Source organism: Streptomyces sp. NBRC 110028 (genome assembly GCF_001417735.1).
GTDB lineage: Bacteria > Actinomycetota > Actinomycetes > Streptomycetales > Streptomycetaceae > Streptomyces.
In genome coordinates this window covers 167,923-188,516 of record NZ_BBUZ01000023.1, presented here as the reverse complement: position 1 = coordinate 188,516, position 20,594 = coordinate 167,923, and the positions used below count along the sequence as shown (strand labels likewise).

Genomic DNA, 20,594 nt, shown 5'->3' with positions numbered 1-20,594 from the left:
GATCCGGCGCCTTGCATCTGGCCGCACCAGGACGCCTCGCTGCCGGGCAAACCCCGACTGACGCGGCACTAGTTGAAGGGGATGCGGACGGTGGACTGGTTGCCGGTGCCGAGGGTGCTGGTGCCGTTGCCGATGGCGTTCCACACCTCGACGCGGACCTTGCCGCCTCTCAGGTCGCCCAGTGCGCCGGTGGCGGATTTCAGGCCGCGGGCCTGGGTGTAGTGCTCATAGCCCGGGGCCGGATCGGTGGCGAAGTACTGGTAGGTCTCGGTGCGGTCCCAGGTGCCGTCGCCGGTGAGGTCGTAGGAGATCCGCGCCTGCTGCCCGTTGGCCACCGTCGTGCCCGCGTCCACGAACAGGTCGAACGCCGTCGAGCCGCCGTTGTAGGTCCGGGTGATGCCGGAGGAGGTGAAGGTCTGCGGCTGGTACGGCGTCCCGTCGTGGTTGCTGCCGCCCGCCGAGGTCAGGGTCGTGGCGCTCGCGGACGAGGAGGCCGCGCCGAGCGCGCCGCCCTGGCCCGGGTAGAGGGTGGCGGAGCCGCCGGGGTCGGTCCCCCCGCCTCCGCCCCGGGTCCAGACCGCCACGTAGTCGACGAGCATGGGGTGGCCGGGGTCGGTGGCCGCGACGGGGGTGGCCGCGCCGTGGACGCCGTTCGGGAAGGCGCCGCCCATCGCCACGTTGAGGAGCAGGAAGTAGCCCGCGTGGTCGGTCATGTTCGACCAGGTGGCGGCGTCGACCTGGTTCTGGCTGACGCTGTGGAACTGCTGGCCGTCGACGTACCAGCGCAGCTGGTTCGGGGTGGCCGAGCGGTCCCATTCGAAGCGGTAGGTGTGGAAGGCGGACTGGCAGCTCGATCCCGGGCAGGCCCGGTTGGCGCCGAGGCCGGTGCTCTCGTTGCAGGCGCCGCCCGGGTTCACGCCGCAATGCAGCACGCCCCACACGGAGTTGATTCCGTTGACGTTCTCCATGATGTCGAACTCGCCGATGCCCGGCCAGTTCTGGTAGTTGCCCCGGTAGGGGCTGCCGAGCGCCCAGAAGGCGGGCCAGTAGCCGAGGGCGGCGTCGCCGGTGACGTTCGGCATCTGGATCCGGCCCTCCATGCGCAGCACCCCGCCGGCCGGGGCCTTGAAGTCGGCGCGCTTGGTCTCGATGCGGGCCGAGGTCCAGTTGCCCGCGCCGTCGCGGAGCGGGGTGATGCGGAGGTTGCCGGAGCCGTCGAGGCTGACGTTGCTGGTGGAGTTGGTGTAGCTCTGGATCTCGCCGGTGCCCCAGTTGCCGGGGCCGCCGGGGTAGCTGTGGCCGGTGTCGATCTGCCAGTTGGCGGCGGAGGGGAGGGTGTTCGCCGCGCCCTTGAAGTCGTCGCTCCACTGGAGGGTCCAGTCGGGCGTGGGCGGCACGTCGGCCCGTACGGACGAGGCGCCGACGAGGGCGAGGGCGGTGGCGGCGAGTGCGGCTAACGCCGATCTGAGTCTGCGGGGACGGCGCATGGGCGGGTACCTCCTGAAGGGGGTGTGAGAGCGCTCTCACACCTCTTTAGGCGTGTCCACGTCACTCGTCAACCTTTTGAACGAACCCCGGTGCGCGGGTCTCAGGCCGGGCGCAGCCAGATCGTGGCCAGCGGCGGCAGGCTCGGCAGCAGACTGGCCGGGCGGCCGTGGGCGGCCGTGGGCTCGGCCTTCAGCGGTTCCGGATTGAGGACGCCGCTTCCGCCGTACCGCTCGTCGTCGGTGTTCAGCACCTCCCGCCACAGCGGGACCGTGTCCGGTACACCCACCCGGTACGCCTGCCGCACCAGCGGCGAGAAGTTGCTGACGGCCAGCAGCGGGGAGCCGTCCGCGTCGAAGCGGAGGAAGGCGAACACGTTGTCCTCGTGTCCGTCCCCCTCCACCCACGCGAACCCCTCCGGCACCGTGTCCCGCTGCCACAGCGGGGGCGTCGCCACGTACACCTGGTTGAGGTCGCGGACCAGATCGCGCACCCCCCGGTGGTCGGGTTCGGCGGAGTACGAGGGGTCCAGCAGCCACCAGTCGGGGCCGTGCCGCTCCGACCACTCCGCGCCCTGCGCGAACTCCTGCCCCATGAAAAGCAGTTGCTTGCCCGGATGCGCCCACATGAAGCCGAGGTACGCCCGGTGGGTCGCGCGCTGCTGCCACCAGTCGCCCGGCATCTTGCTCACCAGCGCCCGCTTGCCGTGCACCACCTCGTCGTGCGAGATGGGCAGGACGTAGTTCTCGCTGTACGCGTACACCATCGAGAAGGTCATCTCATGGTGGTGGTACTTCCGGTGCACCGGGTCATGCGCCAGATAGCCCAGCGAATCGTGCATCCACCCCATGTTCCACTTCAGCCCGAAGCCGAGCCCGCCGAAGCCGCTCGCCCCCACATGGTGGGTGGCCCGGGTGACGCCGTCCCAGGCGGTGGACTCCTCGGCGATGGTCACGACGCCCGGGCAGCGGCGGTAGACCGTCGCGTTCATCTCCTGGAGGAACGCCACCGCGTCCAGGTTCTCCCGGCCGCCGTGCGCGTTGGGCGTCCACTGGCCGGGCTCACGGGAGTAGTCCAGGTAGAGCATGGACGCGACGGCGTCGACGCGCAGGCCGTCGATGTGGAACTCCTCGCACCAGTAGACCGCGTTCGCCACCAGGAAGTTACGGACCTCCGTGCGCCCGTAGTCGAATTCGAGGGTGCCCCAGTCCGGGTGCGCGGCCCGCAGCGGGTCGGACGGCTCGTACAGCGGCCGGCCGTCGAACTCCGCCAGCGCCCACGCGTCCCGGGGGAAGTGCGCGGGCACCCAGTCCACCAGCACCCCGATCCCCGCCCGGTGCAGCGCGTCGACCAGGTACTTGAAGTCGTCCGGCGTGCCCAGGCGGGCCGTGGGCGCGTAGAAGCCCGTCACCTGGTAGCCCCAGGAGCCGCCGAAGGGGTGCTCGGCCACCGGCATCAGCTCGACGTGGGTGAACCCGAGGTCCTTCACGTACGCGGGCAGCTGCTCGGCCAGCTGCCGGTACGTCAGCCCGGGCCGCCACGAGGCGAGGTGCAGCTCGTACACCGAGAACGGCAGCTCGTGCACCCGCCCGCCGTCCCGCCGCGCCATCCAGTCGCCGTCGCCCCAGCGGTGGTGCGAGGCGTGCACGACCGAGGCCGTCGCGGGCGGGCACTCGGTGCGCCGCGCCATCGGGTCCGCGCGCAGCGTGCGGCTGCCGTCGGGCCGGGTGATCTCGAACTTGTACAGCGCGCCCTCGCCGACCCCCGGCACGAACAGCTCCCATACGCCGCTGGAGCCGAGCGAGCGCATCGGGAAACCGGTGCCGTCCCAGTGGCAGAAGTCCCCGGTGACCCGGACGCCGCGCGCGTTCGGCGCCCACACGGTGAACCGCGTCCCGGTCACCCCGTGGTGCGTCATCGGCCGCGCGCCGAGCGCCCGCCACAGCTCCTCGTGGCGGCCCTCGCCGATGAGGTGCAGATCGAGATCACCGAGGGCGGGCAGGAAGCGGTACGGGTCGCCGGCCCGCACCTCGGCGTCGTCGTACGTCACGAGCAGCTGGTAGTCGGGGACGGACGTCAGCGGCAGCACCCCCGAGAACAGCCCATCCCCCTCCGCGCGCAGCCGCGCCCGCAGCCCGGCGGCGGTGACGGTGACGGCCCGCGCGTACGGGCGCAGCGCCCGGAACAGCACCCCGCCGCGCACCGGGTGCGCGCCGAGCAGCGCGTGCGGGTCGTGATGCGAACCGGTGAGCAGCCGCTGCCGGTCCTCGTCCCCGAGCGCGGGCGCGGGCCGCACCCCGTGGTCGTCGCAGGGCGCGGGGCCGGCCGGTCGTCGCACGGCGGGCGTGTCCTCCGGGGCGTCCGCCGCCGCTGCCGCCCGGGGCGCCCGCGGCTCGGGCGGCGCCCCGTACGACGGCCGCGAGGTGGGCTTGATGCCCGCGGACTCCGGCGAGGCCGGGTCCCGGCGCGGGGAGGCGCCCTCCCGCAGCCCGGCCTCGACGTCCGGGGCGGCGGCCGGGCGAGCCGCGCGGCCGGAGCGGAAGGTGGGCGGGACCGCCGGGCCCCGGCCCGGGCCCTCGTCGGACGGGTGCTGGCTGGACGGCGGTCGTGCGGTCACGGGGTGGTCCTCCCGGGGGTGTCGGAGGTGGTGTTGTCGGGGTGTCGGAGGTGCGTCGGAGGCGTCCGGTCTCAGTGGACGGCGGCGGCCAGCCGGCGGATCGCGGCCATCGGGACCGGCAGCCAGTCGGGGCGGTGGCGGGCCTCGTAGAGGACCTCGTACACCGCCTTGTCGGTCTCATGGGCGCGCAGCAGCTCCGGCTCGTCGCGCGGATCCGCGCCGGAGGCCTCCGCGTACCCCGCGCAGTAGGCGGCACGCATGCGCCCGGCCCAGTCCCGCGGGGTGTGAGGGCCGCCCACGGCCGCCGCGTAGTCGAAGGAGCGGAGCATTCCGGCGATGTCGCGGACCGGTGGCTGCGGGCGGCGGCGCTCGGCCAGCGGACGGGACGGCTCGCCCTCGAAGTCGATCAGCGACCACTGCCGTTCCGCCGTCAGCAGGGCCTGCCCCAGGTGCAGATCACCGTGGATGCGCTGGGCCGCCCAGGTGCGCCCGGCGCGGCCGAGGGCGGCGACGTCCTCGTACGCGGCGTGCAGCGCGCCCCGGTACGGCTGGAGTGCGGGCACCGCGGCGGCGGCCGAGTCGAGGCGTTCGCTCATGGCGGCCGCGAGGTGTTCGATCTGCGGGCGGCGCAGTACGGAGGCGGGGAGCGTACGGGCCATCGCGAGGTGCACCTCGGCCGTCGCCTCGCCGAGGGCGTGCGCGGCGTCGGCGAAGTCGGCCCGCACGGACAGGGCGTCGAGGGCCAGCTGCCAGCCGTCGGTGGACCCGGCGAGATAGGGCTGCAGGACGCCGAGCGTGAACGGCTCCGGGCGCGGGCCGGGCCCCTCCGGCGGCGGGGCCGCCTCGAACCAGGCCGCGGGGGCGGGCACCCGGGTGCAGCCGGTGCGGGCGAGGGCGAGCGGGAGTTCGAGATCGGGGTTGGTGCCGGGGCTGACCCGCCGGAAGAGCTTGAGGATGAACGTATCGCCGTACACCACCGAGGAGTTGGACTGCTCGGCCGTCATCAGCCGGGGCGGCAGGACGGACGGGATCGCGCTGGAGGGCTCCCGTACGAAGCGCAGCGGGCCCAGACGGCCGGGGACCCGCAGCCGCTCCAGCAGCAGCGAGGCGAGCCGGGGGTCGGCCAGCGCCTCGTACACGGTGCGGCCGTCCAGCGGCCCGCCGCTGGGGTGACCGATGAGCGCGGGGGCGAGCGAGGGCGGCAGGGCCGAGTGGACGCCGAGCAGCATCTGGTAGCAGTCGCTGGCGGCCGCGCCACGGCGGTGGCCGCAGCCGAAGCCGTGCCGGTGGCCGGGCGGTTCCGGCTGCTGGGCGCGGATGAGCAGATGGAGTAAGCCGGGGGCCGCCCCGCCCGGCGGGCAGGGCAGTATCTCGGTCGCCGAGACGAGGGCGAAGCCGGTGACGGGCCGGCCCTTGCCCGCGAACCAGCGCTGCCGGGGCAGCCACTCGGCGAGCAGCGGCGCGAGCGACCCGAGCAGCCCGGCCGGGCCCGTGGCGGCGGGTGACGCAGGGTCGGCTGACGGTGCGGCGGTCGGCGGGTGGTGTGCCCCCCGGGAGAACGAAGCTTCCGGCATGGCGTCGCGTCCTTTCCCCGGGCACACGACAGATCAGGGCAAAGTGTCCCGGATTGCGGCGTTGACTGTGCGACGGTGCGGGACGTGTCGGGCGAGGATCGTCCGTACGGCGAGTACGGAGTACGCGATCGGCTCCGCCGGTGGCGGTACGTAGTCAGAGTGCCCATGAAGCCCTGACGAAAACGCCCCGGCCGGACGGAGCGGAAGCCTTTTCCCCGCCCCGCCCCTACCGGGTGGGGGCGGGGCGGGGGACAGCGCGCCGGTGCCGGTTACAGCGGGGGGCGGTGGGGGGTGGGGTCGGCCTTGCGCAGGCGGAACCAGTAGAAGCCGTGGCCCGCCATGGTGAGCAGATAGGGGAGGTCGCCGATCGCGGGGAAGCGGACGCCGCCGATCAGCTCGACCGGGTGGCGGCCCGCGAAGGACTGGAGGTCCAGTTCGGTCGGCTGGGCGAAGCGCGAGAAGTTGTGCACGCACAGCACCAGGTCGTCCTCCCCGTCCTGGGTCCGCGGGGCCTCGCGCAGGAAGGCCAGGACGGCGGGGTTGGAGGAGGGCAGCTCGGTGAAGGAGCCCAGTCCGAAGGCGGGGTTCTGCTTGCGGATCTCGATCATCCGACGGGTCCAGTGGAGCAGCGACGAGGGGCTGCTCATGGACGCCTCGACGTTGGTCACCTGGTAGCCGTAGACCGGGTCCATGATCGTGGGCAGGAAGAGCCGCCCCGGGTCGCAGGAGGAGAAGCCCGCGTTGCGGTCGGGGGTCCACTGCATGGGGGTGCGCACGGCGTCCCGGTCGCCGAGCCAGATGTTGTCGCCCATGCCGATCTCGTCGCCGTAGTACAGGATCGGCGAGCCGGGCAGCGACAGCAGCAGCGCGGTGAACAGCTCGATCTGGTTGCGGTCGTTGTCCAGCAGGGGCGCGAGCCTGCGCCGGATGCCGATGTTGGCGCGCATCCGCGGATCCTTGGCGTACTCCGCGTACATGTAGTCGCGCTCTTCGTCGGTGACCATCTCCAGCGTCAGCTCGTCGTGGTTGCGCAGGAAGATGCCCCACTGGCAGCCGGACGGGATCGCGGGGGTCTTGGCGAGGATTTCCGAGACCGGGTAGCGGGATTCGCGGCGCACCGCCATGAAGATGCGCGGCATGACCGGGAAGTGGAAGGCCATGTGGCATTCGTCGCCGCCCGCCTCGTAGTCGCCGAAGTAGTCGACGACGTCCTCCGGCCACTGGTTGGCCTCGGCCAGCAGCACGGTGTCGGGGTAGTGGGCGTCGATCTCGGCGCGGACGCGCTTGAGGAGTTCATGGGTGCGGGGGAGGTTCTCGCAGTTGGTGCCCTCCTCCGCGTACAGATACGGCACGGCGTCGAGCCGGAATCCGTCGATGCCGAGGTCCAGCCAGAAGCGCAGAGCGGCCAGTACCTCTTCCTGGACGGCCGGGTTCTCGAAGTTGAGGTCCGGCTGATGCGCGAAGAAGCGGTGCCAGTAGTACTGCTTGCGTACTGGATCAAAGGTCCAGTTGGACGTCTCGGTGTCGACGAAGATGATGCGGGCGTCCTGGTACTGCTTGTCGTCGTCGGCCCAGACGTAGTAGTCGCCGTACGGTCCGTCCGGATCGCTGCGGGACTCCTGGAACCACGGATGCTGATCGCTGGTGTGGTTCATGACAAAGTCGATGATGACGCGCATGCCGCGCTGGTGCGCGGCGTCCACGAACTCGACGAAGTCGGCGAGATCCCCGAACTCCGGCAGCACGGCCGTGTAGTCCGAGACGTCGTAGCCGCCGTCGCGCAGCGGGGAGGCGAAGAAGGGCGGCAGCCAGAGGCAGTCGACGCCGAGCCACTGGAGGTAGTCGAGTTTGGCCGTGAGTCCCTTGAGGTCGCCGATGCCGTCGCCGTTGCTGTCCTGGAAGGAGCGCACCAGGACCTCGTAGAAGACGGCGCGTTTGAACCAGTCGGGGTCGCGGTCCTTGGCCGGGGTGTCTTCGAACGTGTCCGCTACGGGCTCGTTGACGATCATGTTGTGGGTGACCCTCCGATCGGTGAGGACGGTCGCAGGGAGAGCACGTGCGCGGGAGCCATGTCACGGCCCGGCTCCAGGCGCACGTAGTTGTCCCTGCCCCAGTGATAGGTCTCGCCGGTGAGCTCGTCGCGCACCGGGACGGACTCGTGCCAGTCGAGGCCGAGTTCCGGCATGTTCAACGAGACCGTCGCCTCCTGGGTGTGGTGGGGGTCCAGGTTGACGACGGTGAGCACGCACGAGTCGCCCGTGCGCTTGGAGTAGACGATGACGGAGTCGTTGTCGGCGTGATGGAATCGCAGGTTGCGCAGCCGGCGCAGGGCGGGGTGCCGCCGGCGCAGCCGGTTGAGCCGGGTGAGGAGCGGGGTGAGCGTTTGGTCCGAACGCTCCGCGGCCGCCCAGTCGCGCGGGCGCAGCTGGTACTTCTCCGAGTCCAGGTACTCCTCGCTGCCGGCGCGCAGCGGGGTGTTCTCGCACAGCTCGTAGCCCGCGTAGACACCCCAGGTGGGGGAGAGGGTGGCGGCGAGGACGGCCCGTACCGCGAAGGCCGGGCGGCCGCCGTCCTGGAGGTAGGCGTGGAGGATGTCGGGGGTGTTGACGAAGAAGTTGGGCCGCATCCAGGCGGCCGCGTCCCCGGACAGCTCGGTGAGGTAGTCGGTCAGCTCCTGCTTGCCGTTGCGCCAGGTGAAGTACGTGTACGACTGCTGGAAGCCGATCATGCCGAGCGTGTTCATCATCGCGGGCCGGGTGAACGCCTCGGCGAGGAAGATGACGTCGGGGTCGGTGCGGTTGATGTCCCCGATCACCTTCTCCCAGAAGACCACGGGCTTGGTGTGCGGATTGTCGACGCGGAAGATCCGTACGCCGTGGGACATCCAGAACCGCAGCACCCGCTCGGTCTCGCGGACGAGGCCGGGGAAGTCGGCGTCGAAGGCGATGGGGTAGATGTCCTGGTACTTCTTGGGCGGGTTCTCGGCGTACGCGATCGTCCCGTCCGCGCGCCGGTGGAACCACTCGGGGTGCTCGGTGACCCAAGGGTGGTCGGGGGAGCACTGGAGCGCGAAGTCGAGCGCCACCTCCATGCGCAGCTCGCGCGCCCGGGCCACGAAGTGGTCGAAGTCCTCCAGGGTGCCGAGGTCGGGGTGGATCGCGTCGTGGCCGCCGTCCCGTGAGCCGATCGCCCAGGGGGAGCCGACGTCGAAGGGGCCGGCGGAGAGGGTGTTGTTGGGGCCCTTGCGGTAGGCGGTGCCGATGGGGTGGACGGGCGGCAGATAGACGACGTCGAACCCGGCGGCGGCGACGGCGGGCAGCCGCTCGGCGGCGGTGCGCAGCGTCCCGCTGACCGGCCGCCGGCCCTCCTCCACCTTGGCGCCCTCGGAGCGCGGGAACAGCTCGTACCAGGAGCCGAACAGCGCGCGCTCCCGCTCGACCTGGAGCGGCATCGGACGCGATGCGGTGACCAGTTCGCGCAGCGGATGGCGGTCGAGGGCGGCGGCGACATCGGGGGCGAGGGCGGCGGCGAGCCGGTCGGCGACCGGGCGGCGCTCGTCGCGCAGCGCGTCGACGGCGCCCAGCACCGCCTCCCGGCCGTCGTTCTTGGGCACTCCGGCCGCGGCTCTCTCGTGCAGCCGGGCGCCCTCCTCCAGCACCAGATCGGTGTCGATCCCGGCCGGGATCTTGATCCGGGCGTGATGGCGCCAGGTGGCGACGGGGTCGCTCCACGCCTCGACCGTGTACGACCAGCGGCCGGGCGAGGTGGGGGTGACCTCGGCGCCCCAGCGGTCGGTGCCGGGGGCGAGTTCGCGCAAGGGTGTCCAGGGCCCCGACCGTCCGGCCGGGTCGCGGAGGACGACGTTGGCGCTGACCGCGTCGTGGCCCTCCCGGAACACGGTGGCGCTGACCTCGAAGGTCTCACCCACGACCGCCTTGGCGGGACGGCGGCCGCAGTCGATCAGCGGACGGATATCCAGAAGGGGAATACGACCGATCATAGGATCACCTGACGGCGTTGCGGGCTGATGAGCGGAGGGCGCTTGATGGTCGGCGGCGGCTTCTGTCCTTTGTATAGGCTTTACCGCCGGACGATGGGTTGCGGGCATGACAGCTCCTGTCCGCGTTCACTCTGGTGGGCGGATGAGGTCGGCCATGGGGGGCGCGTTCGGGAAGCCTTCCCACCGGATACCGGGAGACAATCCGGGTTCCCGTTAACTACCCGTTCGTAACGCGGGGTGCATGGTTCGGCCCCGCGCGTATCCGTGCGGGGCCGATGATATGACCGCAATCTGTGATAGTCGGATGGACGGTCAGTCTCCGACACGCAGCAGGCGGTTCGGCGAACCGCGTCCGGCGTTCCGTACCGCGCCCTTGGCCGACTCGGCCAGCAGCGCCGCGCTCACCCGGGCCGGGCTCGCCGCGGGGTGGGCGGGACATCACCGGCTCGGGTTCGCGCTCCAGATGTGCACGGTTCGGTACGTCGGCCTGTTCCTGGAGGACCCGCTCGCGGTGCCGTGGCCAGTGATCGAGCACCTGGCCGCGCAGCTCGACATCGAGGACCCGTCGGTGGTCAAGAGGTACACGGAGAGGGGCCAGACGCTGTACGGCACGCCGAGGGCTGCGGCATTGGGTGGTATGCAGGTCGGCGAACCATTGCTGGAAATTCTTCAGCTGCGCGTAGGTGCGCAGGGCGCATCCCAACGAGCTGCTCGCCCGACGTGGCCGAGGGCATCGCATCACCGGCTGGCTCACGGTAACAACAGCAGCGTTGCGATGACCGCGAGACCGGTCTTGTCCTGGCAGCCGGCAGTCGCCGGGCGGTAGGAAATGTATCCAGTGGGCCGCCAGCACGGGATGAGTCACCTGGTGGGCTGCGAAGGAGACCGACGGTCGGGGTCGAAGACGCGCGCCATCATCAGGGCGTTCCGGCGTCGGCTCATGAAACGGCTCATAAATACGCTGAGCCGGTTGAAGTGCCCGTCGATGACGGTCGGGCCGGGGCTGCGGCGCTCGAGGTGGCGCAGCGTGGTGGTGACGACATCCTCGGGCGTGCGCAGCTTCCCAGCGGTCAGCACCCCGGCGTCCGGCCCCATCTCGGTGGTGAAGTCGGTGGCGGTGGCGCCGGGCGCGACGGCGAACACGGTAAGGCCCGTACCTCGCAGCTCCGTCCACAGTGATTCGGTGAAGCTGAGCACGAATGCCTTGGTGGCGCTGTAGACGGCCATCCGGGGAGACGGAAGGTAGGCGGTGACGCTGGCGAGGTTGATGACGAAGCCGTTGCCGGCGTTCACCATCTGAGGCAGGAACGCTGCGGTCAGCTGCACCGGCGCCATCGCGTGAACGGCGATCTCGGCGGTGTGCTGTCCAGGATCCGCGCCGGGGAACATTGCGAACGAGCCGAACCCGGCACTGTTGATCAGGCTCGTGACCTGGATGCCCCGATCGGCGACCGCCTGGTGAAGTTCGTGTGCGGCGGTCGGGCGAGAGAGATCGGCCGGGATCGCCTCGATATGGGCATCGGTGGTGCGGCGCAGCTCGTCCGCCATCGATTCCAGCCGCTCGGCGCGCCGGGCGACGACGACGAGGTTGGAACCGCGGGCGGCCAGGGCTTTGGCGAAGGCGGCTCCGATCCCGGAGCTGGCCCCGGTGAGCAGAACGGTCTGTGCGCGGTAGTCGACGGTCATGTGACCAGCCAACGGCACTGTCGGCGGCCGCGTCCAAGACTTGTTTCGCAACCCGTCATGCAGGAGCTGCATGACGGACGTGGGCTATGAGGCCGACTGGGGCCAGTGGTCAGGTGTGGCGGACGAGGAGCTTCTTCGCGGACTCGACAAACTCCGCAACGAGGATGCTGGTGTCCGCAGCGCGGGTGGCGACGACGACCTGACAGGGCTCGACCTCGTCGACCGGAACGGAGACGAGGCCGGGGCGGAGGGTGTGACGCAGGTCGCCGGCCGGGACGACGGCGATGGCATTCCCCTCGGCGATGGCCTCAAGCTTGTCGTCGTAGGTGTCGGCAAGGGTGGGGCCGAGCGGGGCGGGGTCGTTGTCCGGCCGGGGTTCGAGCCGCCAGAAGGCGGTCCAGTCGGCACCCGCGCCGACGCAGCCGACGAGTGGTTCCGCGGAGATGTCAGCAGTGGTGACCGACTCCTTACCGGCGAGGCGGTGGGACGCGGGCACGAGCAGGACCCGAGGCTCGGCGTAGAGGACCGCCAGGTCGAGGCCGTCGGCCGGGATCGGCAGTGGTGTGCGGATGACCAGGGCGTCGACCTGCCGGTCGGGCAGGGCACCGGCGTCCTGCGAGCCGAGGTGGCGGGTGCGGACGTGGGCGTCGGGATGCCGGTGGCGCAGATCGCGTACGGCGGGCGTGACGATCAGATCGTCGGCGTACCCGATGGTGACAGTGCGCGCCGGCGCGGCGGCGCGTGCGGTGAGCACCGCCTGCTGGGCGCCGTGCACCAGCTGTTGCGCCTGTGGCAGGAACGCCGCGCCGGCGGCGGTGAGCCGGCTGCCCTGGGTGGTGCGCTCCAGCAGGCGTACGCCGAGGGTGTTCTCCAGCCGCTGGATCTGACGGCTCAGGGAGGGCTGGGCGACCCTCAGCTCCTCGGCCGCACGGGCGAAGTTCAACTGCTCGGCGACGACCGTGAAGTACCGGACAAGTCGCAGATCCAGATCGGGGAGCATACCCATGCCCACAGCCTACGCGTTATGCAATCACCGCATGACGAGATGCGAAACGGGTCTTGGACGGCCCGCTCCGACCGTTGTTGTCATTCACCTATGACCATTGTCTTCGTCAACGGCGTTCCCGTGACCTCCGCGGTGTGGACGCCGCTGATCAACGAGTTGTCCAAGTCTCAGCAGCAGGAGATGGTCCTGCTCTCGCCTCCGGGGTTCGGTGCGCCGCTTCCCGCGAACTTCGGCGCCACGTTCGTCGACTACCGGGACTGGCTCATCGACGAGCTGTCACGATTCGAGGCGCCCGTCGACATCGTCGGCCACGACTTCGGCGGAGGGTACGCCCTGGAGGTGGCGATGGCCCGTCCCGACCTGCTCCGCAGCTGGGTCAGCGACACCATCGGCGGTTACGAGCCGGACTTCACCTGGCATGAGATCGCCAAGCTCTGGCAGACGCCGGGCGACGGGGAGCGCCACGTCGAGGAGATCTTCTCGGGAGACGTCGAGGAGCGGGCAGCACGCATGGTCGACTGGGGCATTCCCGAGCCGGCGGCCGGCGAGGTGGCACTCGGTCAGGGCCCGCAGATGGGCAAGGCCATTCTCGCGCTGTACCGGTCCGTGCCCCAGGCAGTGCTGATCGAGCGCGGCCTGGGTCTGCCCGCGGCCGCTGCCAGGCCGGGTTTGGTTCCCGTCGCCACCGAGGATCACACGGCCGGCAGCGTCGCCCTCCGCCACCGCGCTGCCCAGCGCGCCGGCGCTCGCGCCGTCGACCTCAACGGACTCGGTCACTGGTGGATGCTTCAGGACCCGGCGCGGACAGCCAGCATGCTGTCAGATTTCTGGAACAGCCTGTAGCAGACCACGACGCTCGCCATCCTCGCGGCGCTGGTTACGGGACAAGCGCTGAGCTTGTCATTTAACGACCGGCATCGAACCCGACTCGAACTTGATCAGTGTTTTCGCAGTTCGGCGGATGTGTAGGTGGCCTCCGTCTGATCCTGTGCCCCGTCACAGAGTGGATCAACACGAAGGCCGTGGTCGTGAGTTTGGTGCATCAGGGCGTCCTGCGGGATGCGTTCGCGGAAGTGTCACACTCCCGGTCGGAGCTGTACGCGTATCTGACTGTTCGAGGCGACGCGTTGTTCGAGTTGTGTGACGCGCTGCTGTGCACGGACGGGCCGGTTCGGACGCTGGCCGATCTCGCGCTCGCGCCCGAACACCGCCGCGGGCACGGGGCTCTGTATGGCGGGCTCGACCAGGGCCGGATCGACGTCGCCCGGTTGCGTCGTGCCCTGGCCGGAGTGCCGCTGCCGCGGGCGGCGGACGGTCGGCTCGTGCTGGCGGTGGATGTCTCGCCTTGGCTACGGCCTGACGCCACCACGTGTGCTGACCGGGCCTTTTGTCATACCTTCGGCCGGGGTGAGGGCAAGCATCAGATGGTGCCCGGCCGGCCGTACTCGGTGGTGGCCGCGCTGGAGACCGGCCGCACCTCGTGGACGGCGGTGCTGGACGCGGTCCGCCTGGAGCCCGGCGCCGACATCGCCGCGGTGACCATGATGCAGATCCGCGAGGTCATCGAGCGCCTGGTCGCCGCCGGCCAGTGGAAACCGGGTGACCCGGAGGTCCTGGTCGTGCGGGACGCCGGTTACGACGCTCCTCGCATCGCCCACCTGCTGGGTGACCTGCCCGTCGAGATCCTCGGCCGGCTCCGTTCGGACCGGGTGATGCGGCGTCCGACCCCCTCCCGCGAAGAGTTCCCCCTGGCCAACCCCAGGGGCGGCCGGCCGCCCAAACATGGCGGCGAGTTCGTCTTCGGTGACCCCGTAACCGGGGGCACCGAGCAGGCCGTGACGGTCACCGACACCCGGCTCTACGGGAAGGCGACCGCGCAGGCGTGGGACCGGCTGTACCCGCGGCTGACCCGCCGGGCCGCATGGCTCGACCACGACGGGCCGCTTCCCGTCATCGAGGGCACCGTCATCCGCCTGGTCGTTCAGAAGCTGCCCAGCGGTGGGGTCAACAAGCCCGTGTGGTTGTGGTGGTCGCGCACCGGCGCCCCCGAGGCGGACGTCGACCGCTGCTGGCAGTCCTTCCTCCGCCGCTTCGACATCGAGCACACATTTCTCCTGTTCAAGCAGACCCTCGGCTGGACCAAGCCCCGGCTCCGCAGCTCGGAAGCGGCCGACCGGTGGACCTGGCTGGTGATCGCCGCCCATGCCCAGCTCCGGCTCGCCCGCCCGCTGGCCACCGACCCCCGCAGGCCCTGGGAGAAGCCGACGGAGCCGAGCAGACTGACACCCGCCCGCGTCCGCAGAGGGTTCAGAAACCTGCACGCGAAGACCGGCTCTCCAGCCGGTGCACCGAAACCTTCCCGCCATGGACGGTCCCTCCCCGGCCCTCCCCGATGCGCAGGCGTCAGGGTCTCGTGGGGAGGGGGCCCCGGCAAGTGCGCATCAGGGGGCGGAACCGGCGCGCCGCGCCCGCCCCTGGGGAGGGGACGGGCGCGGCGCGCGGTGAACCGTTCGACGCCCGCGGACGCGCCTACTTGTAGGTGATGTCGGAGGCGCTGTACTTGCAGTACGTGCCGTCCGCGTCCTTGCCGTTCTCGGTCGGCTCCTTGCCCGTGTTGTTGCCGATGTACTTCTGGCACGGGACGATCTTCTTGCTGCTGTCCCCGACGATCGTGATCTTGCGCAGGGTCAGCGAGTCGCCGTAGTTGGTGTTGATCCCGCCGATGGCCTTACCGGGGGCGGTGACCTCGGTGTTGCTCACATTGATCGTGCGCTTGTACTGCGAGGAGCAGTTGCCGCACGAGCGGACCAGCTTGCCGAAGTCCTGCACGGCGAAGTTGGAGATGTTGAGCGTGCCGCCGCCGTTGAACTGGAAGACCTTGTCCGAGGCCTTGCGGGCGCCGCCCCCGACGACGTTGTACGTCTTGCCGGTGCCGCGGAAGGTGGCGGCGTCCTCGCCGACGTCCTCCCACCAGACGTTCTGCAGCGTACAGCTGCCCTTGCAGTGGACGCCGTCGGCGGCCGGGGAGCCGATGATGACGTTCTTGAGGGTCGCGCCGTCGGCCAGCTCGAACAGCGGGTCCTGGTCCTCGTTCTGACCGCCGGTGCCGAGGTCGCCGGAACCGTAGTAGCGCTTCATGCCACCGTCGGTGGTTCCGCTGACGGAGATCGTCTTGGTGACCGCCTGCGGGGTGCCGCTGGGCGAGGGCCAGGTGGCGGCCGACGCGGCCGACAGGGACAGCCCCGTCGTGATCGCGCCCGCGGTGAGGGCGATGGCGCCGAGCGCGCCGCCGATCGCCCGCCGGCTCATGCGTAACTCCATGTCACAACTCCTTGTGCGGAAGGGGTTTTTCCGGGGTCTTGCGTCAGGGGATGGGGTTTAAGGGGGTGGTGATGGACGGCCGCGGAGGGGTGGCCATCTTGTCGCCGATGAAGAAGCTGGGGTGCGGGGGCTGGTTGTAGGCGGTGTTCTGCCAGGCCAGCGCCTCCCGGTACTGCCGGTCGTGCAGCAGAGTGGTGATCCGCCGGTCCGTCTCGTACGGCGTGGAGTAGATCCGCAGCGCCTTGTTGTCGCTGGTCGGCCAGATCACCTCCTCACGCCAGTCGCCGAGGACGTCGCCGGACAGCGACGGATTGGCCTTGGTGCCGTTGTTGGAGTGCACCCCGGAGCCGGTGAGCTGCCGGGTCTCGCCCGACGTGCCGTACTTGTCGATGTGCGTACCGTCCAGCAGCTCGCGCACCGGGTCGCCGTCCCACCAGGACAGGAAGTTCATGGACGACGGCTTGCGGCCCTTGGTGGCGCCGGAGGCCGAGCGGATCTGGTCGTCCTTCGCGGACCACATCTCGGCGCCGTCGTTGCCCGCCCAGATGTCCCCGGCCACCCCGCGCCCGTTGTCGCCGCCGGCCGGGGTCGTCCAGAGCACCTGGCCGGTCCTGGCGTCGGCCAGGTACGAGGACGGCTTGGAGGAGTCCTCGTCCACCTTGAAGTACTCCAGGCCCGGCCGGGACGGGTCGAGGTCGCCGAGGTGGGCCGCGTCGCCGTGGCCGTTCTTCGTCGTCCACAGCCCGGAGCCGTTGTCGTCCACGGCCATCGAGCCGTAGACGATCTCGTCCTTGCCGTCGCCGTCCACATCGCCGACCGCCAGCGCGTGGTTGCCCTGACCGTCGTAGCCCTTGCCGGTGTTGGTGGAACTGTTCGTGTCGAACGTCCACTTGCGGGTCAGCTGGCCGCCCTTGAAGTCCCAGGCGGCGATGACGGTGCGGGTGTAGTAGCCGCGCGCCGCGATCAGGGAGGGCGTGGAGCCGTTCAGATACGCCGTCCCGGCCAGGAAGCGGTCCACCCGGTTGCCGTACGAGTCGCCCCACGAGGAGACCGTGCCGCGCGCCGGGACGTAGTCCACGGTGGACATGGCGGCGCCGGTGCTCCCGTTGAACATCGTCAGGAACTCGGGTCCGCTCAGCACGTAGCCGCTGGAGTTGCGGTAGTCGGCGGACGCGCTGCCGATCGTCTTGCCCGTGCCGTCGACCGTGCCGTCCGCGGTCTTCATCGCGACCTCGGCCCGGCCGTCGCCGTCGTAGTCGTACACCTGGAACTGGGTGTAGTGCGCGCCGGAGCGGATGTTACGGCCCAGGTCGATGCGCCACAGCCGCGTGCCCTGGAGGGTGTAGCCGTCCACGATCGTGTTGCCCGTGACGCCGGACTGCGAGTTGTCCTTCGCGTTCGTCGGCTGCCACTTGAGGACGAGATCGAGGTCGCCGTCGCCGTCCAGGTCGCCCACGGAGGCGTCGTTGGCCTCGTACGTATAGTCGGACCCGGCGGCCGGGGGCGAGATCGGGACATCGAGATAGCCCGAGCGGAACGCGAGGGCGGCGGGGGAGGCGGCCTGCTCCGCGCCGTTCACCACGGCGCGCACCGTGTAGGTCTCGGTGGCCGCCGCGCCCTTGTCCAGGTAGTTGGTCGAACCCGTGATCGGGGACGCGTTGACCTTCGTGGACCCGCGGTAGACGTTGAAGGCGACATTGGACGGGTCGGTCGCGAGCCAGCGCCAGCTGACCAGGTTGTCGCTGCCCGAGCGGACGCTGACCAGCCCCCGGTCCAGCTTCTCCAGCTGGGCGGCCACGGCCTTCGCCCCGGCCTCCTCACCGGTCTCCTTCCCCGTCTCGGCGGCTCCCGAGACGCCCGCCAGACCGGTGACGGTCAGCGCGCCCACCACGAGCGCCGCGGCCAGCGTCCGCGGTCGGCCGAGCGGCACGCCGGCGGCGGATGCGGGCGGGGGGCCGGCCGGGGGCTGCGATCTGTCCCGTAAACGCACGGGGCCTCCAAGGCATGGGGGGATGTGAACGCCCCCTAGTCGTCGCCCTGGCCGGAAAGGTTGCCGCCTCCCCACCGAACTTCGCGGGGCCGCGAGGTGCCGCCCGCCGCGGCAGCGGCTGATGTCACGGCGGCGTCGGGAGCCCGGCATGACCGGCAAGACACTCCCTATGGCGAAACAGCCGAAACGGGGGCGCGTCGGCCGCTACCGTCGAAGGTGTGAAGGCCATCCGTCGCTTCAGCGTGCGTCCTGTGCTCCCGGAACCCCTACGACCGCTCCACCGGCTGGCGCGCAATCTGCGCTGGTCGTGGCATCCCGAGACCCGCGAGCTGTTCGAGGCCATGGACCCCGAGGGCTGGCGGGCGGCCGGCGGCGACCCGGTGCGGCTGCTGAGCGCCGTACCCGTCGCCCGGCTGGCGGAACTCGCCGCGGACCGCGGCTTCCTGCGGCGGCTCGGGGCGGCCGCCGAGGATCTGGACGACTATATGAACGCCCCCCGCTGGTATCAGGGCCGCACAGCGGCCGTCCCGGACCGGTCGGACGCCCCGCCCCCGGCGGACGGTGCGGCCGCGGCCGGGGGCCGGGAGCCGGGGGGAGCCGATGTGTCCCCCCGACTGCCCGCCGCCATCGCCTACTTCTCGCCGGAGTTCGGCATCACCGCCGCCCTGCCCCAGTACTCCGGCGGGCTCGGCATCCTCGCAGGTGACCACCTCAAGGCCGCCAGCGACCTCGGCGTCCCCCTCATCGGCGTCGGACTGCTCTACCGCCACGGCTACTTCCGCCAGTCCCTCTCCCGCGAGGGCTGGCAGCAGGAGCAGTACCCCGTCCTCGACCCCAACGAGCTGCCGCTCACCCTGCTGCACGAGCCCGGCGCCGGCGCCGGCCGCCCGGCGCGGATCACGCTCGCCCTCCCCGGCGGCCGCCCGCTGCACGCCCAGATCTGGCAGGCCCAGGTCGGCCGGGTGCCGCTGCTGCTGCTCGACTCGGACGTGGAGGGCAACGGCCCCGGCGAGCGCGACGTCACCGACCGGCTCTACGGCGGCGGCAGCGAACACCGGCTGCTGCAGGAGATGCTGCTCGGCATCGGCGGGGTGCGCGCGGTGCGCGCGTACTGCCGTATCACCGGGCACGCCGAGCCCGAGGTCTTCCACACCAACGAGGGCCACGCCGGATTCCTCGGCCTGGAGCGCATCCGCGAACTCGTTGACACGACGGGCGCGGACTTCGAGTCCGCCCACGAGACCGTCCGGGCCGGCACCGTCTTCACCACCCACACCCCGGTCCCCGCCGGGATCGACCGGTTCGACCGCGACCTCGTCGCCCGCCACTTCGGGGACGACGGCGAACTGCCCGGCATCGGCGTCGAGCGCGTCCTCGCCCTCGGCCGGGAGACCTACCCCGGCGGCGAGCCCGGCCTGTTCAACATGGCCGTCATGGGGTTGCGGCTGGCCCAGCGCGCCAACGGGGTCTCCACCCTCCACGGCGAGGTCAGCCGCGAGATGTTCGCCGGTCTGTGGCCCGGCTTCGACGCCGAGGAAGTGCCCATCACCTCCGTCACCAACGGCGTCCACGCGCCCACCTGGCGCGCCCCCGAGGTCACCCGGCTCGGCGCCCGCCAGTTCGGCCACCTCCCCGGCGCCGAACTGTGGGAACTGCGCCGCAGCCTGCGCAAGCAGCTCGTCACCGAGGTGCGGCAGCGGCTGTACGCCTCGTGGCGGCAGCGCGGCGCGGGCACCGCCGAACTGGGCTGGATCGACTCCGTCCTCGACCCCGACATCCTCACCATCGGCTTCGCCCGCCGCGTCCCCTCGTACAAGCGGCTCACCCTGATGCTGCGCGACCGCGACCGGCTCACCGAGCTGCTGCTGCACCCCGAGCGGCCCGTTCAGATCGTCGTCGCGGGCAAGGCCCACCCGGCCGACGACGGCGGCAAGCGCCTCGTCCAGGAACTCGTCCGCTTCGCCGACGACCCCCGGGTGCGGCACCGCCTGGTCTTCCTGCCCGACTACGGCATGGGCATGGCCCAGAAGCTCTACCCCGGCTGCGACGTCTGGCTCAACAACCCGCTGCGCCCGCTGGAGGCGTGCGGCACCAGCGGTATGAAGGCCGCCCTCAACGGCTGCCTCAACCTCTCCGTCCTCGACGGCTGGTGGGACGAGTGGTACGAACCCGACTTCGGCTGGGCCATCCCCACCGCCGACGGCTCCGCCGTCGACGACGACCGCCGCGACGACCTGGAGGCGGCCGCCCTCTACGAACTGCTGGAGAACCGGGTCGCACCGCAGTTCTACGACCGCGGCCCCGACGGCCTCCCCGGCCACTGGATCGACATGGTGCGCCAGACCCTCACCACCCTCGCCCCCAAGGTGCACGCGGGGCGCATGGTGCGCGAGTACGTCGAGCGGCTCTACGCACCGGCCGCCCGTGCCCACCGCGCCCTCGACCCCGCCACGGCCCGCGACCTGTCCGCATGGAAGGCCCGGGTCCGCGCGGCCTGGCCCCAAGTGGCCGTCGACCACGTGGAAACCCGGCTCACCCCGCCCGCCCCCGGCGGCGCCGCCGAGCTGGGCTCCGCGCTCTCCCTCCGCGTCCAGGTCCGCCTCGGCGGCCTCGACCCCGCCGATGTCGAGGTCCAGGCCGTGGCGGGCCGGGTGGACGAGGCCGACCGCCTGACCGACACCACCGCCATCCCCCTCAAGCCCACCTCCGGCCCCGACGACGAGGGCCGCCACCTCTACGAAGGCCCCCTCGCGCTGGACCGCACGGGCCCCTTCGGCTACACCGTCCGCGTCCTCCCCACCCACCCCCTCCTGGCCACCCCCGCCGAACTCGGCCTCACCGCCCTCCCGTCGGAATCCACTTCCGGGGCCGCGGGGGTACTGATGCGCTGAGCCGGTCGGCCATGGTGGTCTGGC

The 20,594-nt window shown here is 71.2% G+C and carries 12 protein-coding genes and 1 pseudogene; 4 read left to right on the top strand and 9 right to left on the bottom strand.

The window, feature by feature from the left end; translation table 11 throughout:
- Positions 1–68 precede the first annotated feature (68 nt).
- The 5 genes from ASC60_RS05945 to ASC60_RS05925 all read right to left on the bottom strand — a co-directional run bounded on the left by ASC60_RS05945 (position 69) and on the right by ASC60_RS05925 (position 9,676).
- Positions 69–1,487 (bottom strand): glycoside hydrolase family 16 protein, encoded by a 1,419-nt coding sequence (locus tag ASC60_RS05945; RefSeq protein ID WP_055547536.1) that lies wholly within the window; start codon positions 1,485–1,487, stop codon positions 69–71.
- Between the two features lie 101 nt (positions 1,488–1,588).
- Positions 1,589–3,823 (bottom strand): 1,4-alpha-glucan branching enzyme, encoded by a 2,235-nt coding sequence (gene glgB / locus ASC60_RS05940; RefSeq protein ID WP_055548689.1) that lies wholly within the window; start codon positions 3,821–3,823, stop codon positions 1,589–1,591.
- A 350-nt stretch (positions 3,824–4,173) separates the two neighbouring features.
- Complete coding sequence (locus ASC60_RS05935) at positions 4,174–5,676, bottom strand: hypothetical protein (RefSeq protein ID WP_055547534.1); 1,503 nt, start codon at positions 5,674–5,676, stop codon at positions 4,174–4,176.
- A 269-nt stretch (positions 5,677–5,945) separates the two neighbouring features.
- Complete coding sequence (gene treS / locus ASC60_RS05930; protein ID WP_055547532.1) at positions 5,946–7,685, bottom strand: maltose alpha-D-glucosyltransferase; 1,740 nt, start codon at positions 7,683–7,685, stop codon at positions 5,946–5,948.
- Positions 7,682–9,676: an alpha-1,4-glucan--maltose-1-phosphate maltosyltransferase gene (locus ASC60_RS05925; RefSeq protein ID WP_055547531.1), complete on the bottom strand. Its 1,995-nt coding sequence runs from the start codon at positions 9,674–9,676 to the stop codon at positions 7,682–7,684. Before ASC60_RS05925 ends, treS begins: the two co-directional genes overlap by 4 nt.
- A gap of 436 nt (positions 9,677–10,112) precedes the next feature.
- Here ASC60_RS05925 and ASC60_RS43970 point away from each other — a divergent pair.
- Positions 10,113–10,283: pseudogene (locus tag ASC60_RS43970) on the top strand (DUF4158 domain-containing protein); the annotation flags it as partial.
- Positions 10,284–10,537: 254 nt separating this feature from the next.
- Here ASC60_RS43970 and ASC60_RS05915 read toward each other — a convergent pair.
- Together ASC60_RS05915 and ASC60_RS05910 are read right to left on the bottom strand one after the other, a co-directional pair.
- On the bottom strand, positions 10,538–11,434 hold the full coding sequence (locus ASC60_RS05915) for an SDR family oxidoreductase (protein WP_234356811.1): 897 nt from the start codon (positions 11,432–11,434) through the stop codon (positions 10,538–10,540).
- 37 nt (positions 11,435–11,471) lie between these two features.
- Complete coding sequence (locus ASC60_RS05910) at positions 11,472–12,368, bottom strand: LysR family transcriptional regulator (RefSeq protein ID WP_055547525.1); 897 nt, start codon at positions 12,366–12,368, stop codon at positions 11,472–11,474.
- Between the two features lie 90 nt (positions 12,369–12,458).
- Between ASC60_RS05910 and ASC60_RS05905 the strand changes: the two genes are divergently transcribed.
- Complete coding sequence (locus ASC60_RS05905) at positions 12,459–13,211, top strand: alpha/beta fold hydrolase (protein WP_055547522.1); 753 nt, start codon at positions 12,459–12,461, stop codon at positions 13,209–13,211.
- Between the two features lie 185 nt (positions 13,212–13,396).
- Complete coding sequence (locus ASC60_RS05900) at positions 13,397–14,911, top strand: NF041680 family putative transposase (RefSeq protein ID WP_234356810.1); 1,515 nt, start codon at positions 13,397–13,399, stop codon at positions 14,909–14,911.
- On the opposite strand, the gene ASC60_RS05895 is transcribed toward ASC60_RS05900, so the two are convergent.
- Positions 14,898–15,689, bottom strand: a complete 792-nt coding sequence (locus ASC60_RS05895; protein WP_055547521.1) for a pectate lyase — start codon at positions 15,687–15,689, stop codon at positions 14,898–14,900. The genes ASC60_RS05900 and ASC60_RS05895 overlap by 14 nt on opposite strands.
- 43 nt (positions 15,690–15,732) lie before the next feature.
- Positions 15,733–17,619, bottom strand: a complete 1,887-nt coding sequence (locus tag ASC60_RS05890; protein WP_063787090.1) for a rhamnogalacturonan lyase — start codon at positions 17,617–17,619, stop codon at positions 15,733–15,735.
- A gap of 278 nt (positions 17,620–17,897) precedes the next feature.
- On the opposite strand from ASC60_RS05890, the gene glgP reads away from it, so the two are divergent.
- Entirely contained in the window at positions 17,898–20,570 is a 2,673-nt protein-coding gene (glgP, locus tag ASC60_RS05885) for an alpha-glucan family phosphorylase (protein ID WP_055547519.1), read from the top strand.
- Positions 20,571–20,594 lie beyond the last annotated feature (24 nt).

What these genes read in the sequence shown, in the direction of transcription:
- ASC60_RS05945 (WP_055547536.1), bottom strand. Translation starts at nt 1,487, where the DNA reads ATGCGCCGTCCCCGCAGACTCAGATCGGCGTTAGCCGCACTCGCCGCC.
- ASC60_RS05935 (WP_055547534.1), bottom strand. Translation starts at nt 5,676, where the DNA reads ATGCCGGAAGCTTCGTTCTCCCGGGGGGCACACCACCCGCCGACCGCC.
- treS (WP_055547532.1), bottom strand. Translation starts at nt 7,685, where the DNA reads ATGATCGTCAACGAGCCCGTAGCGGACACGTTCGAAGACACCCCGGCC.
- ASC60_RS05925 (WP_055547531.1), bottom strand. Translation starts at nt 9,676, where the DNA reads ATGATCGGTCGTATTCCCCTTCTGGATATCCGTCCGCTGATCGACTGC.
- ASC60_RS05915 (WP_234356811.1), bottom strand. Translation starts at nt 11,434, where the DNA reads ATGCAGCTCCTGCATGACGGGTTGCGAAACAAGTCTTGGACGCGGCCG.
- ASC60_RS05910 (WP_055547525.1), bottom strand. Translation starts at nt 12,368, where the DNA reads ATGGGTATGCTCCCCGATCTGGATCTGCGACTTGTCCGGTACTTCACG.
- ASC60_RS05905 (WP_055547522.1), top strand. Translation starts at nt 12,459, where the DNA reads ATGACCATTGTCTTCGTCAACGGCGTTCCCGTGACCTCCGCGGTGTGG.
- ASC60_RS05895 (WP_055547521.1), bottom strand. Translation starts at nt 15,689, where the DNA reads ATGGAGTTACGCATGAGCCGGCGGGCGATCGGCGGCGCGCTCGGCGCC.